This window comes from Streptomyces sp. MST-110588 (assembly GCF_022695595.1).
Lineage (GTDB): Bacteria > Actinomycetota > Actinomycetes > Streptomycetales > Streptomycetaceae > Streptomyces.
The window spans coordinates 112,853-126,821 of the sequence record NZ_CP074380.1; the positions used below are offsets into that span (position 1 = coordinate 112,853).

Sequence of the window (13,969 nt, forward strand, 5' to 3'; positions counted from 1 at the left end):
CGTTCCCGGCGTGCCCGGCGAGGGTGGGCGAAGGTCTGGTACTCGTCGATCGGCCCGTGCCCGGTGAGGAGACCGGCGAGTGCGGAATCGCCGAACGGCCCTGCCTTCGGGGCCGTCGCACCGCTCGGGCACCGGCGTGGAGAACCGCAGCCGGTTCAGCCGAGCACCGCGACCAGTTTCCCGGCGAACTCGGCCGGCTGCTCGGTGGCTCCCAGATGACCGCCCGGGAACTCCACGAGCGGCCGATCGAGCAGTTCGGCCAGCCGGGCGGCCGGCCCGTACAGCGGCACCTGTTCGCGCGAGGCGAGTCCCGCCGCCGGGACCAGTTTGCCGGCAACAGGCCGCAGGGCTGCGAGGTCCGGCACGGACGACGAGAACGGACACAGGATGTGTTCCAGGAAGACCGGCAGGTTGGCGTGCATCCGGGGAGCCATTTCCTGGATCTCGGGCGGCAGTTCGGTCGCCCGCTCCGCCGGCCGGTCCCCCAGCCCCTCGCTGAACCGCGCCATCGCGGGGGCGGGTCCTTCCTTGCGGAATATCTCGCGCACCTCGGCGAACAGCGCCCGGTGCGGTGCGGGCTCCTCCAGGAGTTCCAGGAGCGGCGGCTCGTGCGCGATCACCCGGTGCAGCCGCTCGGGGTGCCGGGCCAGCAGGTTGAGCGCGACGATGGCGCCCGAGCTGCATCCGAGCACGTACGCGGCCTCGTCCGGCGCCAGGTGTTCGAGCAACCGGTACGCGTCGTCGCTCCACACCTCCACCCGCTGGTCGGCGAGGGGGCCGTCCAGCTTGCTGCGGGACAGGCCGCGCTGGTCGTAGGAGACCACGGTGTACCGGGTGGCCAGGTCGGCGGCCATGGCCTTGTACAGCCCGGCGTCACCGGCGCCACCGGGGATCAGCAGCAGTACCGGGCCGCTGCCGCGCTTCTCGTAGTAGAGGGTGGCGCCGGGCACCTTGAGGGTGCCCGTCGTGGTCATGCCCGTCGTGTCGGGCGTGTGGGGCGTGTTCATTTCTTGTTCCCATCGTCTCGGGAGGGCCAGTTCTTCAAGCACAGATGGAGCGCGTCCAGCGAGCGCGACCAGGATTCCCGGACGTCGCGGGAGTGGCCGAAGCCACCGCTGAGCTCCAGGTGGATGTAGCCGTGGAAGGTGCTGCGCAGCAGGCGGCCCGCGTCGGTCAGGTCCGGCTCGGTGAGGTCGTAGGCGCGCAGCATGCCGTACGTCAGCTCGACGCTGCGGCGGAATCCGGTGGTGTCGGTGATCTCCTCGGGATCGAACCGCATCTGGGTCGCCGCGTAGCGGCCGGGGTGGTCCAGGGCGTACTGCCGGTAGGCGTCCGCGAACGCGACGAGCGCGTCCTTGCCGGACCGTCCGGCCACCGCCGTACCGATGCGGTCGGTCATCTCCTCGGAAGCCAGCACGGCGATCCGGACCCGCAGGTCCCGCAGGTTCTTGACGTGCGAATACAAGCTGGCGTCCTTGACGCCGAAGCGCCGCGCGAGCGCGGACAAGGTGACCTTGTCCAGCCCCTTCTCGTCTGCCATCACCGCAGCCGCCTCCGTGAGCCTGACCGCGGTGAGCCCTGCGCGCACCATGCACACCTCCAACAAGTTCCCCAGGAACCAGAACCTAGGGCCTCTAGGTGAAAACCTAGCACCATTAGGTAGGCAGGGCTACGCATTACTGACGAGTGCTCAGCACCGCCGGACCACCGGGCGGGCGAAGCCTTGTCAGTCCTGGCTCTGCCGGTCCCGGCCTTGTCGGTCCCGGCCGTTGGCCTCACCCCATGACCCGCACCACCCCGCCTCGCCCCGTCGACATCGCCGCACTCTTCCCGGAGCTGGCGCCGCCGGCGCGTACCGCCGTACGGCTGCATCCGGGACGCCAACCGGCTCGACGGCAGCGCGTCTTGCGATTGTACCTACTGGTATGTACGGTCAGGGTGAAGATCACGGGGAGGACCGGAAGGGCCACCCGACAGACAGCCGTCCGACAGACAGCCGTCCGCCGGTCACGAGCCATCACTTCGGCCGCACCACAAGGAGATCCGCCGATATGCCGTTCGTTCGCATCGACGCCCTGGGGGCCGACAGGAATCGGCTGGACGCGCTCAGTCGCGCCGTACATGACGCCCTGGTCCAGACGATCGGCTTTCCGCCCGACGACCGGTTCCAGGTCGTGGTCGGCCACGACGGCGTCGGCAGCACGCTGCACTACGACGACTACCTCGGCGTGCACCGTGACGACGGCATGGTGTACGTGGCGATCACGATGCGCTCCGGGCGGACGCCCGGGCAGAAGCAGGCGCTGTACCGGCGGATCGCCGAACTCGCCCAGGAGTACGCGGACACCGCACCGCGAAACGTATGCGTGGTCCTGACCGAGAACGAGTCGGTCGACTGGTCGTTCGGCAACGGAGTGGCTCAGTACGTCGATTCCTGCGGCACGGCCGGGCCGGCCGTGCCGCAGGAATCGGACGGGCCGGAGGAGTCGGACGGGCCGTCACCGGCAGCCGCCTCTAAGTGCCGGCCGATTCCCCATGGCCCTGCCACGGCCGGGCGAGCGTGAGCAGCGCCGCCGTGGACAGGAGCAGGAAGCCCAGTACCACCACGGCCGTCGACATGGCGGTGGTGTTACCCAGGGCGCCGGGCAGCGGCGCGGCCACCGCGCCGATGACGAACTGGGCGCCGCCGAGCATGCCGGACGCGGCCCCGGGGGCGTCGCTGCCGACCGCGAGGATGATGGCGGTCGACGCGGGCAGCAGCACTCCGAACCCGGACGTCAGGCCGAACAGGCAGGCCCAGGTGACCGGGAACGTGCTGATGCCCAGGGCGAGCAGGGTCACCAGCGTGAGCAGGGAGGCCACGGTGATGACCACGCCGACGACGAGCAGGGAGTTCAGACGTACCCGCCCGGCCAGCCGCCCGAAGAGCACCCCGGCCACCACCGTACCGACGGCGTTCGTGGCGAAGACGAGGCTGTAGCCGGTGGGCGACAAGCCGTAGACGCCCTGGAAGACGAAGGGCGAGCCGCTGATGTAGGCGAACAGGGCGCCCAGTCCGCAGCCCAGGACGAGGAGATGGCCGACCAGTTCGGGACGCCGCAGCAGTCCGCCCATGGCGGCGAGTACGGACCGCAGGCCGCCGGTCCGGCGCCGCTGGACGGGCAGCGATTCGGGCACCCACGCCCGGACCGCGGTCAACAGCAGCAGCCCGGTCACGGCCAGCGCCACGAAGACCAGGCGCCAGGAGCCGATGCCGAGAACGAGGCTTCCCAGGACCGGCGCCAGCACCGGCGCGGTCGAGGCGACCACGCTCAGCGTGGAGAGCCGGCGGGCCGCGTGGGTGCCGGTGAACAGGTCGCTGATGACGGCCCGTCCGATGACGATCCCCGCGCTGCCGGCGATTCCCTGCAGCAGCCGGGCGACCTCGAACACGGCGATGGACGGGGCGAGCGCGCAGACCAGGGACAGCACGGTGAACATGCCGGACCCGGCCAGGAGCAAGCGTCGTCGCCCCATCGCGTCGCTCACCGGGCCGAGTACGACCTGGCCGACGGCGAGCCCGACGAGGCAGGCGGTCAGGGAGAGCTGGACGGCCGTTTTGGTGGTTCCCAGCGAGGTGACGATCTGGGGGAAGCCGGGCGCGTACATGTCGATGGCGAAGGGTGACACCGCCGAGAGACCGGCGAGGACGATGACGAGCCGCCCCGTTCCGGTCGCAGGGGTGGCGGAATCGATGCGGACGGTCATCGGCCTCCATCCGAAGATGTGTGTTCCGAGAGATACATAAGTTAGGCAAGGCTAGCCTTACTCCTGTTGCGGCTGTCAATTGATTTCGAGGCCGCGGGCGAACGCCGTACGGGCGTCCGCCTCGAAAGACACTGGACACCGCGCGGCGGCCTGGCAGGATGGCCGGATGGGGAAGAACACCGCGGTGCACCGTATCGATCTGGGGTACTTCATCCGGCCCGCGTCGGAGACCGGGAATCAGCAGCCGCGCGTCGAACCCGTACTGGCCTACCTCGTACGGCATGAGCAGGGTCTGATCCTCTTCGACACCGGGATCGGTGAGGGGTCCCCCGAAACCGACGCGCACTACCGGCCCCGGCGCCGGCCGCTGCCCGGCGCCCTCGCCGCCGCCGGGGTGGCCCTCGCGGACATCTCCCTGGTCGTGAACTGCCATCTGCATTTCGACCATTGCGGAGGAAACCCGCTGTTCAGGGGCACGACCATCCTCGTACAGGCCGAAGAGCTGGCCACCGCGCGCCGGGGCGGTCACACCATCGACTCCCTCGTGGACTTCCCCGGCGCGGTGTACGAGGAACTCACCGGCGAGGCCGAGATCCGGCCCGGGATCTGGATCGTTCCCACTCCAGGGCACACCGACGGGCACCAGTCGCTGGTGGTCCGCGGCCATGACGGTTCCGTGGTGCTGGCCGGTCAGGCGCACGACTTCGCGTCCGAGTTCGCCGGTGATCACCTGGCGCGCCACGCCGCGTCGGAGGGGGCGCGGGAGCCGCTGCCCCCGTACCGGCCGTGGCTGGACCGGCTCGCCGCGTTCGACCCGCGCCGGGTGCTCTTCGCCCATGACTGCTCGGTCTGGGAGCCGCCGCACAACTCCCCGTGAGGGGGCGTGCTTTACCGGCGGCGGTAATCTGTCGGCGTGCGGTTGCTGCTGGTGGAGGACGACGAGGAACTGCGCTTCGCGTTGCGGGCGGCGTTGCGCGGCGCGGGCTTCGCCGTCGACGCCGTCGGTGACGTACCGCAGGCGGACGAGGCGCTGGCCGTCAACGCCTACGACTGCGCGGTGTTCGACCGTACGCTGCCGGCCGGTGACGCCCTGCGGTACGTCGGTCGCCGCCGGGCGGCGGGCTGGACGCTGCCGGTGCTGTTCCTCACCGCCCGCGACACCGTTGCCGACCGGGTGGCCGGCTTCGAGCACGGAGGGGACGACTATCTGGTCAAGCCGTTCGCGGTGCCCGAACTCGTGGCCCGGGTACGCCGGCTGTGCCGCCGCGGCGACGCCGGGAGGCCGCCGGTGCCGGTACTGCGCTTCGCGGACGTGGAACTGGACACCGCCCGGCGCACGGTGCACCGCGGCGGGGTGCTGCTGAGCCTGACCGCCAAGGAGTTCGCCGTACTGGAGTGGCTGCTCGGCCGGGGCGAGGCGGTGACCACCCGCACCGAGCTGATCGAGCACTGCTGGGACGAGATGGCCGAGCCCAGGTCCAACGTCCTGGACGTGGTCATCGCGCAGGTGCGCCGCAAGCTCGGCCCGCCACAGATCATCATGACGGTCCGGGGCGCCGGCTACCGCCTCACGGAGCCCGGGGCGTGAAACACCCGCCCGCCACCGCCGCCCAGCGGCTCGCCCGGCTGCGCCTGCGCATCACGCTGCTGTTCACGGCCATGTTCCTGCCCGCTCTGGCCGTGCTCGCCGTCGTCGTGGTGGACGTCGACGAGGCGGCGCGCCGCCGGAGCCTGGACGACGGTCTGTACCGGGTGAGTTCGGCCGTGACCAGGCTGGTCGACTACACCGGCGGCCACGTCACGTTCGCCGGCATCACCCCGGACGAGATCGACGGGCAGTGCCCGCAGTTCACCGTGCTGCCCGGTGGTGCCCCGCCGTTCGAGCCGTACCGCAGCAAGAAGACCTGCGTCCAGGCCGACCGCAGGCAGCTCGATCCCGTCGCGATCGCGGCCGTGCGCGGCGGACGTCCGGTGGCCAGGAGCGTGACCGGGCCCAAGGGCGCGCGGCTGCGGGTGACCGCCGAGCCGTTCTGGAACGGCAAGGGGGACGCGTACGGGGGCGCCGTACTGGCCGTGGGTGACGAGGGCGCCGTGCACGCCGCCCACCGGCGGGTCCTGCTCGCGGTGACAGGCGGCGGTCTGGCCCTGCTGGGCCTCCTGGCCTGGGCGGGCCACGCCCTGTCGGGCCGGGTCATGCGCCCGGCCGTCACCGCGCTGGAACAGCAGGAGGCGCTGCTCGCGGATGCCGCGCACGACCTGCGTACGCCCCTGAGCACCTTGCGTACCCTGGCCGAGACCGCGCTGGCGGACCCCTCCCAGCGGGCCGAACTGCTGCCGCGCACCATCCGGCTCGCCGCCGGGATGGGCGGCATCGTCGAGGGCCTTTTGACCCGCGCCCGCCTCGCGTCGGGGGTCATGCCCCTGGACCGCCGGCCGCTGCGCCTGGACCAACTCGTCGAAACCGCCCTGGAGGAGCTGACCGGAGAGCTGACCGGGGGCCTGACCGGGCCCGGCCACCGCGTGACGAGCCGGCTCGATCCCTGTGTGGTGTCGGCCGATCCGGACCTGCTGCGCCGTGCCGTGGGCAACTTGGTCGGCAACGCCCTCCAGCACGGTCACGCGCCCGGCAGACCGGCCCACGTCCACGTCACCGTGGCAGACGGCCGGCTCACCGTCGCCGATCAGGGCCCCGGCATCGCTCCGGAGGCGGCGGACCGGGTCTTCGAACGCTTCCACAGCGGTTCCGGCTCCACCGGCCTGGGGCTCGCGGTCACCCGCTGGATCGCCGAGGCACACGGCGGCAGCCTCGTCCTCACCCCCGCCCCGCCACCCGGCGGTGCCACCTTCACCCTGACCCTGCCCACCGAGCCGCCACCCGCCGGACCGCGACGATGATCTTCATCGAAACCTCATGGTCCGCATGCCAGGTTCGGAACATGCGAGAACGGCACAGGCCAGAACGGCACAGGCTAGAACGGCACCTGCGAGACCTCCGTACCAAGCGCGTCGCCCTGCTGGTGGCAGGGCTGCTCACGCCCGGTCTCCTGACGGGCTGCACCCTGGCGACCGCCGGGGAGTCAGAACCTCACCGACCGTGGCCCATGGCACGGTCACGCTGAAGTTCTACGACGCCGAGGGCCGGGGCAGGGAACTCTCCCCCGGCAGGGCGCGGGCAGTGATGCACGGCAACGGCGGCTCCGACAGCGACGCCCTCCTGGACGCCCGCAACCTACAGGTCCTCCAGGGCTACCCGCTGTACGCATCCGGCTCGCACCTGAGATTCGACCTCCCCGGCAGGCCCGCGGCCTTCGCCGTCAACTGGCCCACCAGCCAGGGATTCTCCACCGTGGTCCTCGACGACGGCGGGCAGGGCTTTCGTACCGGAGCCACCGTCGTCTTCAACCACCAGGCCGCCCGCGACGCCGACCGGCGTCTGCGCGACGCTCTGGCCCGACGCCCCGACCACGTGAAGTCGGAGGTCTTCACCAAGGCGTACCGCACCGCGCGCAGCGAACTGGCCCGGGCGGACCACGCGACCACCGACGCGGACCGCGGCAAGCACGGTCAGCGCGCTTTGAACGCGCTGGATTCCGCGTACGGGCAGATGCTCCAGGAGTACGGCCCCCGGTACGCCAAGGCGCACACCAAGCAGCCCTGGACGGGCCTGACCGTCGCGGACAGCGCCGCCCACAAGGAGTGGGCGCCGCTCGCCAAGCGGCTCACCGCGCCCCACGGCTGGGTCAGGATCGTCTTCGACCCCGACGTCGACCACGATTCCTCCATTCCCCGCCGGTACCGGGAGGCCGTCGAGGCCGCCCACGCCGCCGGGCTGAAAGTCCTGGGCCAGCCCGTCGACTCCACGTACGCAAGCGGCCACGGCCACCCCGGGCTCGGCACCCGCAAGGGCTACCTCGCCCGGATCAAACGCTACGTCGACGCCTTCCCCGGCATCGAGGCGTGGGAGGTCGGCAACGAGGTCAACGGCTGCTGGACCGACTCCCGGACCGACGCCGACGGCAACTGCACCGGCAAGCTGCTGCCGGCCGATGACCGTATGCGCAACAAGGTCGCCGACGCGGCTGCCTACGTCCGCGCGACCCGGCCCCGCTCCCAGGTGGTCCTGACCCTCTACTGGCAGCTCGGTACCACCGACCCGCAGTGGTCGGTCTTCAACTGGGCCCGCGCCAACCTGCCCGCCCGGGTCCGCGCGGACATCGACACGGTGCTGTTGTCCACCTGGCTCGAAGACGCCCCGATGGGCCTGGCCTTCGACCAGGTGATGAACCAGCTCGGCGCGGAGTTCCCCGGGCAGCGCACCGGCCTGGGCGAACTGGGCTACTGGAACCAGGACACCTCCAAGTTCTACTGGGCCTTCGACAAGGACGACCCGGCCGAGGGGCGCCGGCAGGTCGCCGCCCGCTATTACGCCGCCGCGCTCGGCTACCGCTTCGGCGTCGGCGGCACCTTCTGGTGGTACTTCGCCCAGGAGATGCCGCGCGATAAGCGGCTGCGGGCCGCCGTGCGGGAGGTGACAGACCGCCTGTGAGCATGCCTGTGAGCAGGGTGAGCAGGAAGTGGGCCGGTCACCGCGTCACGGGGCGGCGGGCGGGCGGGCGAGCTGTCCGGCCACGGCCCGGGTCTGGCGTACGACGTTGCGCAGATGGTTGGCGAACGGAATGCGGACATGGGTGGCGACACCGGCCACCCAGATCCGCTGCGGCGCCCCCGTCGGCGGGAGCCGCAGCCGCAGATCGGCGTCGAGCCGGTCGATGACTTCGGCCCCTGTGGGCGTGCGGTCCAGGTGCACAAGTCCGGCCGCCTCCTCCCAGGCGAGGCGGGGCCATTCGAAGCCGGTGGCGTTGACGACGTGGTCGAACGTCTGGTGGCCATGGTGGGAGGGCCACCGAACGTGCCACGTACGGCCGTCCGCGCCCACGTCGACGCGCTCGGGGTAGACGGGGCTCAGCCGCAGGGCACCGGCCGAGACGGCGGCCAGCAGCCGCCGCGCGTTGACGGTGCTCATCGCGGTGACGTACCGGTCGATGAACCAGGAGAAGCGGCACAGCAGCTCGTCGCGGCGCCCCGGCGGCAGGGCGGGGAAGAGGTCGATGGCGGCCTCTATCACCGCGACGCTGATCCCCGCCCACGCGCAGGCGCCGGATTCCGCCAGCGCCGTCTCCTCCCGCAGCCGCTGGACCGGATCGGCGGCCCGGGACGTCTGACGGCGCAGCGGCCGGGCATCGAGGTGCCGGATCGCTTCGACGGCGCAGCGGGTGAGCCGGTCGGCCAGGTGCGGGTCCTCGGGGTCCGCGTGGGCCAGCCGCTCCAGCGGCGGGAGTGCGGCCGGGGGCGGGGCGAGGGATTCCCGTACGGCCGGGAGGCGGCCCGAAGGCGAGGTCATGGTGACCTGGTGGCCGTCGCGGCACAGCAGCAGCGCGGCGTCGACGGCCGACTGACGCGTGCCGAGCACCAGGACGCGCGCAGGCCCCTCCAGGCGTTCGCGCAGGGCGGCGGACGGGTAGGGCGCGGCCACGTAGCGCGGGTGGCGTACGTACCGGGCGAAGCCGTCGGGTGTCCGCGGACGGTGCACGCCCACGCACACCACCACATCGCTCGCCGTCACCTCCTGCCCGTCGCTCAGGAGCAAGCGGTATCCCAAGTGCCCGGGGTGTTCCGGGTGTTCCCGGTGTTCGTGCTGTTCCCGGTGTTCGTGCTGTTCCCGGCGCTCCTGGTACGTATCGTCCTCCGGGCGGACGGCGGCGGCAGTGGCCCGTACCTGGTCGACCCCGATGCCCCAGGAAGCGGCCTGCTCGCACGCGTCGAGGAAGCGGCTGTGGCAGTACCGCGCCATCTCGCCGCGCGGCAGAACTCCCTGCGGCCGGGCACTCCGCCCTCTTTCGCGCGCGTAGGCGAGGAAGTCCTCCGGCCGGTCGGCCCGGACGGAATTGATGCTCGTCGCGCTGTTGCACATCAGCAGCGGATCGTCGTCACCGAACGCCAGCCCCCGGCCCACCGTCGGGTGGGGGTCCACGATGCGCACCGAGGCGACGGCGTCGGCGGGCCGCATCGCCATGAGCTGCACCAGCAGGCTCGTACCGGCCACTCCCCCACCGATGACCAGCACATGCCGTCTTCCGCCGCGCTCGGGTCGGCCGCCCTGGAGGGCGCTCACCGCGAGCGGATCCGCTGCCCCGACGGGCCCGCGACCACGCACATCCGCTCCCACGGTCCGGGGTCGGCCTCCGCCGGCCAGCCCAGTTCGGCGTACGGCCGCTGTGCGCGCTGGCCACGGGCGCGCATGAACTCCACGGCCGCGACGAAGTGTCCCCGTGCGCAGCCGTGCCCGTCGGCCTCCAGACGGACGAGCAGGTCGTGGCCGAAGGGGCTGTCCAGCGGGGCGAGCAGGATGCCGCCGGGGCGCAACTGCCGCAGCCAGGCCGGCGGGATGCTGCGTACGGAGGCGGTCGCCAGTATGCGGTCGTACGGGGCGCAGGCCGGATGGCCCTGTTCGCCGTCACCGGTGACGACGCGTGGGCTCATGCCGAGGGCGTGGAGGCGGTGGCGGGCGCGGCGGGCGAGGCCGGCGTCGATCTCGATGGTGACCACGTTGCCGTGGTCACCGGCCCGGTGGGTCAGCAGGGCGGTCGTGTAGCCGGTGCCGGTGCCGACTTCGAGGATCCTCTCGCCGGGTTCGGGCGCCAGGTGACGTACGAGTTCGATCACCACGCCGGGCGAGGAGATGCTGGAGGTGAAGGCGCCGGTGGCCGGACCTGTAGGGGGCACGGCCCCGTCGTCGATCTGGGTGATCAGCGGAACGCCCGGCATGTAGACGGCCTTGAGCCAGGCCCGGGGTTTTTGCGTACGGTCGTAGAGGTTGTAGAGGCCGTCCTCGCCCCGGGCGGGCCACCACACCCGGTCCGGTACGAAGTGTTCGCGCGGCACCGCCAGGAACGCGCGGTGCAGCCAGGTGCAGCCGGCGAATCCGCGGGCGTTGTCCATCTCGCGTGCGCAGCGCTCGCGCAGGGCCCGGGCGGTCAGCGTCACCGTGTGCCTCGGATCCCTGTTCCTCACCCCCCGTGCCCCGGTCCTCATTCCTCCTCGGTGTCGTCGGGCTCGGGCATCGGGTTCCCCGGGTCGCCCGGGCTGGAGTAGGGGCCGCCGACCTGCCCGTCACCCGACTGCCGGTCGTCTCCTTCGGCCATCGCCGTCTCCTCTCCCTGCCGCCGCCCGCCACAGCGCCGCCCACGGACACGAACCGGCCGTGAACCGGCCGCGGAACAGCCGCAGACCGGCCCGCGATCACTGCGGAACAGTCGCTTCCCACCGTAGCCAGACACCACCGGTGACACCAGGGCTTCCGGTGACGACGAACGTCCGTCCGTCAAGGGCGCACCGCGGCCTCGGCCCCGTCGCGAAGGAAGGCAAGGACGGAATCGCCCTGGCCGAGGATCGCATGCCCGGTCTCCGGCAGGAGATGGACGGTCGCGTGGGGAACGCACCGGCGTACACGCCGGACGGTTTCATGGGAGTCGAACATGACATCGCGGGCCCCGACCGTGACCTGTACGGGCATGCCCAGGCCGCGCAGGGCGCTGTCGGGGAACACGGGCAGCCGCTCCGTACGCGGCTTGAACCGGGTGAAGGTCAGCACCACGGAATCCAGGACGGGCCGGAACTGCTCGGCGTCCAGGCCCGTGACCAGGCTCGCCGAGCGGTGTGTCCCCTGCCGTCCGGTCAGACGCAGCAGTACGGCCTTGGCCAGCCAGCCCGTCTTCTGACGGCCCAGCCCACCGGGGCACAGCAGGGCCAGGCGGGTCACCCGGTCCGGCCGGCGGATCGCGTAGTCCGTCGCCACCCAGCCGCCCAGCGACATCCCGACCAACGGGGCACGCGCGATCCCGAGGCCGTCCAGCACCTCGTCCAGCCACAGCGCGTGGGCCTCGGAGTCCAGGGGCGGGCGGGACGGTGCGCTCAGGCCCGGCTCGCCGATGATGTCGACGGCATGGGTACGCAAATGCCGCGCCCAGGTGGTGATGTCCCCCTGCCACGCCGCCGCGTTGGCCCCCGACCCGTGCAGCAGCACTACGGGCGGCGCGTCCCGGGGGCCGGAGACCAGGACGAAGGTCTCGCCCTCGCGGGTCGGCACCCGTACCTGCTCGGCGGGCACCGGCCAGGCGTCCAGCACCTCCTGGTAGCGGCGCCGGATCTCGCGTGCGCCGGCCTCGGACTTGTAGATCGTGCGGATCGTGCCGGCGCTCATAAGGTGAGTACCCCCTCTATGGAGTCGAGCAGCCGGGCCGTGTCGGCCAGGCCGCCCAGAACGATGATCTTCATCCGGGCTCTTTCCTTGTCGTGGACCGTCTCGATCCGCAGTCGCTGCTCCCCCGGGCGCCCGTGAGCGGCTGCGGTCATCAGGAGGGTGGTCACGCGGTCGACCGTGACGGGATCGACCGCGTCGATCTCCACGATGCTCGACACCTCGGAGTGCCGGTTCCGCGCGACCGTCTCCCGCAAAGAGGAGGGCACCGGGCGGCCGGTGAACGCTTCCAGGTCCTCGTGCGTGATCCGGTACTGCTTGCCGATGCGCACCGCGCGCAGGCGCCCGTCACGTACGTAGTTGCGGACGGTGCGCACATGAAGGCCCAGGCGCTCGGCGACTTCATCCACGGAGTAGAGGCGGTCGTTCATGAAACATACCCTAACCTTCCCTATCGGGAGCCACAACAGGGAAGTTTAGGGAATGATGAGGAGCAGTGAGGAATGATGAGGAGTGCTGAGGAACGCAGGGGTACCGAGCGGAGCAGCGCGAAGTGACCGGCATAGGGTGGGCGCAGGACCGACCCAGGAGGTGGATGGCCTGACCGAGACGGCTGAAGCACTGCTGACCGCGTACGAGAACCAGGTGCGGGGCGTGGTGCCGCGGCACCGGCCCTGGGGTGCGGTGGTCGAGCGGGACGGCCCCCTGCTGCGTACCCACTACGGCACCCATGGTTCCGTCGACCACGCCGCTGCCACCACGGCCACCACGGCCACCGCCGCCCTGTGGGACGACCTGCCGGGACTGATCGGCCGGCAGCAGGAAGTCTTCGCCGCGCGCCGCGAACCGGTCGAGTGGAAGGTCCATTCCCACGACACACCGCAGCTCGCGGCCTCGTTGCGCGAGACGGGGTTCACCCCGGGGCCCGAGCGCGCGCTCCTGGTGGCCGGCATCGCCGATACCGCCGATGCCTGGTCACCCGGGGCCTTGCCCCCGGGCACCCGCATACAGGGGTGGCCCGACGGCGAGCCGAGACAAGGGTGCGTACGCCGCATGGCCGCGAACGCACCGGAGCAGCGCAGACCGCTCGCGGAGATGGAGGCCGACGGAACGGGCCGGATCACCGGATCGGAGATGACCGTCCTCGCGCTGGAGCACGAAGGACGGGTCCTGGACGCGCTGTGGGCCGAGCGGCTGGGCGGCACCGGCTTCGCGGCGATCGGCGGGATGACCGGCCCGCGCCCGGAACTGCTGCACGCCACGGCCGCCTGGGCCTCTTGGCGCCTGCCGCGGGTCGCACCCGCGGCAGGCGCGCCGCGTCACCTCCTCGCCGAGGCGCCCTCGCCTGGACATCCGCCTACGTGGCGGCGGGGTTCAAGGAGATCGCCCGGGTCCGTACGTACCGCTGGGCGCCGCCCGGCGAGCCGGCCGCGGACCGTCCGGCACGACAGCTTCTGTCCGGCTCCGAACACGACGCGATCTGGAAGCGGTTCGAGTCACGCTTCGAGGTGACGTATGAGACGGCCCACCGGGGAATCGCCGAGCCCGCGGCCTCGGCCACCTGGCACCTGGCAGCCGTCGACCGACCGGATGATCCGCTGCTGGCCGAGGTGGAGGCGGTCATCGCACGCGGACTGCGGGCCGCGGCCCGTACCGGCGACCGTCTCTACCGCCTCAAGTGGTACGTCAGCGGCTCCCGGATCGACCCGGCCCGCGTCGGCGGCCCGGGACAGCCCGCCTGGTCGAGCTATGCCTACCTCGTCGACGAGAACGTGGTCCAGGTGACCGAGGACCTCCGTATGGGCACGTTCGGCAACTGGCAGGAGGCTTCCCTGTGCGTCTTCGGTGCGGAACTCCTCGCCGAGGTGGATGAGGACCTCACGGATCTGCTCGGCACCGTGCTGCGACGCGGCGGGCGCCCGGCCGGCAACGTCTGGAGCTTCGGTCCCTGACGCCGGCCCACAC

Annotated in this window: 13 protein-coding genes and 1 pseudogene; 7 read left to right on the plus strand and 7 right to left on the minus strand. The window is 71.7% G+C overall.

Going from position 1 to position 13,969, the window contains the following annotated elements; genetic code table 11:
• Window positions 1-155: 155 nt before the first annotated feature.
• The gene (locus KGS77_RS00575; protein ID WP_242577977.1) at window positions 156-1,007 is read right to left on the minus strand and encodes an alpha/beta hydrolase; all 852 of its coding nucleotides are present in this window, start codon (window positions 1,005-1,007) and stop codon (window positions 156-158) included.
• Window positions 1,004-1,591 (minus strand): TetR/AcrR family transcriptional regulator, encoded by a 588-nt coding sequence (locus KGS77_RS00580; RefSeq protein ID WP_242577978.1) that lies wholly within the window; start codon window positions 1,589-1,591, stop codon window positions 1,004-1,006. Before KGS77_RS00580 ends, KGS77_RS00575 begins: the two co-directional genes overlap by 4 nt.
• Window positions 1,592-2,051: 460 nt before the next feature.
• Between KGS77_RS00580 and KGS77_RS00585 the strand changes: the two are divergent.
• Window positions 2,052-2,432, plus strand: a pseudogene (locus tag KGS77_RS00585) (tautomerase family protein); the annotation flags it as partial.
• 82 nt (window positions 2,433-2,514) lie between these two features.
• Here KGS77_RS00585 and KGS77_RS00590 read toward each other — a convergent pair.
• Window positions 2,515-3,747 (minus strand): multidrug effflux MFS transporter, encoded by a 1,233-nt coding sequence (locus KGS77_RS00590; RefSeq protein ID WP_242577979.1) that lies wholly within the window; start codon window positions 3,745-3,747, stop codon window positions 2,515-2,517.
• Between the two features lie 166 nt (window positions 3,748-3,913).
• Between KGS77_RS00590 and KGS77_RS00595 the strand changes: the two genes are divergently transcribed.
• The 4 genes from KGS77_RS00595 to KGS77_RS00610 all read left to right on the plus strand — a co-directional run bounded on the left by KGS77_RS00595 (window position 3,914) and on the right by KGS77_RS00610 (window position 8,293).
• Window positions 3,914-4,624, plus strand: a complete 711-nt coding sequence (locus KGS77_RS00595; protein ID WP_242577980.1) for an N-acyl homoserine lactonase family protein — start codon at window positions 3,914-3,916, stop codon at window positions 4,622-4,624.
• A gap of 42 nt (window positions 4,625-4,666) precedes the next feature.
• Window positions 4,667-5,335 (plus strand): response regulator transcription factor, encoded by a 669-nt coding sequence (locus KGS77_RS00600; RefSeq protein ID WP_242587230.1) that lies wholly within the window; start codon window positions 4,667-4,669, stop codon window positions 5,333-5,335.
• On the plus strand, window positions 5,332-6,642 hold the full coding sequence (locus KGS77_RS00605; RefSeq protein ID WP_242577981.1) for a HAMP domain-containing sensor histidine kinase: 1,311 nt from the start codon (window positions 5,332-5,334) through the stop codon (window positions 6,640-6,642). The genes KGS77_RS00600 and KGS77_RS00605 overlap by 4 nt, the downstream gene beginning before the upstream one ends.
• A gap of 199 nt (window positions 6,643-6,841) precedes the next feature.
• Window positions 6,842-8,293 carry a hypothetical protein gene (locus KGS77_RS00610; protein WP_242577982.1) on the plus strand — a complete coding sequence of 484 codons (1,452 nt, stop codon included), beginning with the start codon at window positions 6,842-6,844 and terminating at the stop codon, window positions 8,291-8,293.
• A gap of 45 nt (window positions 8,294-8,338) precedes the next feature.
• Here KGS77_RS00610 and KGS77_RS00615 read toward each other — a convergent pair whose 3' ends face one another.
• The 4 genes from KGS77_RS00615 to KGS77_RS00630 form a co-directional block, all read right to left on the minus strand.
• The gene (locus tag KGS77_RS00615; RefSeq protein WP_242577983.1) at window positions 8,339-9,919 is read right to left on the minus strand and encodes an FAD/NAD(P)-binding protein; all 1,581 of its coding nucleotides are present in this window, start codon (window positions 9,917-9,919) and stop codon (window positions 8,339-8,341) included.
• Window positions 9,916-10,791, minus strand: coding sequence for a methyltransferase domain-containing protein (locus KGS77_RS00620; protein WP_242577984.1), 876 nt, complete (start codon window positions 10,789-10,791; stop codon window positions 9,916-9,918). Before KGS77_RS00620 ends, KGS77_RS00615 begins: the two co-directional genes overlap by 4 nt.
• A gap of 337 nt (window positions 10,792-11,128) precedes the next feature.
• Window positions 11,129-12,007, minus strand: coding sequence for an alpha/beta fold hydrolase (locus tag KGS77_RS00625; protein ID WP_242577986.1), 879 nt, complete (start codon window positions 12,005-12,007; stop codon window positions 11,129-11,131).
• Window positions 12,004-12,435, minus strand: a complete 432-nt coding sequence (locus tag KGS77_RS00630; protein WP_242577988.1) for a helix-turn-helix domain-containing protein — start codon at window positions 12,433-12,435, stop codon at window positions 12,004-12,006. The genes KGS77_RS00625 and KGS77_RS00630 overlap by 4 nt, the downstream gene beginning before the upstream one ends.
• Before the next feature lie 160 nt (window positions 12,436-12,595).
• Here KGS77_RS00630 and KGS77_RS00635 point away from each other — a divergent pair, with 160 nt between their 5' ends.
• Window positions 12,596-13,516, plus strand: a complete 921-nt coding sequence (locus tag KGS77_RS00635) for a hypothetical protein (RefSeq protein ID WP_242577990.1) — start codon at window positions 12,596-12,598, stop codon at window positions 13,514-13,516.
• Window positions 13,513-13,956, plus strand: a complete 444-nt coding sequence (locus KGS77_RS00640; protein ID WP_242577992.1) for a DUF2716 domain-containing protein — start codon at window positions 13,513-13,515, stop codon at window positions 13,954-13,956. Before KGS77_RS00635 ends, KGS77_RS00640 begins: the two co-directional genes overlap by 4 nt.
• Window positions 13,957-13,969 lie beyond the last annotated feature (13 nt).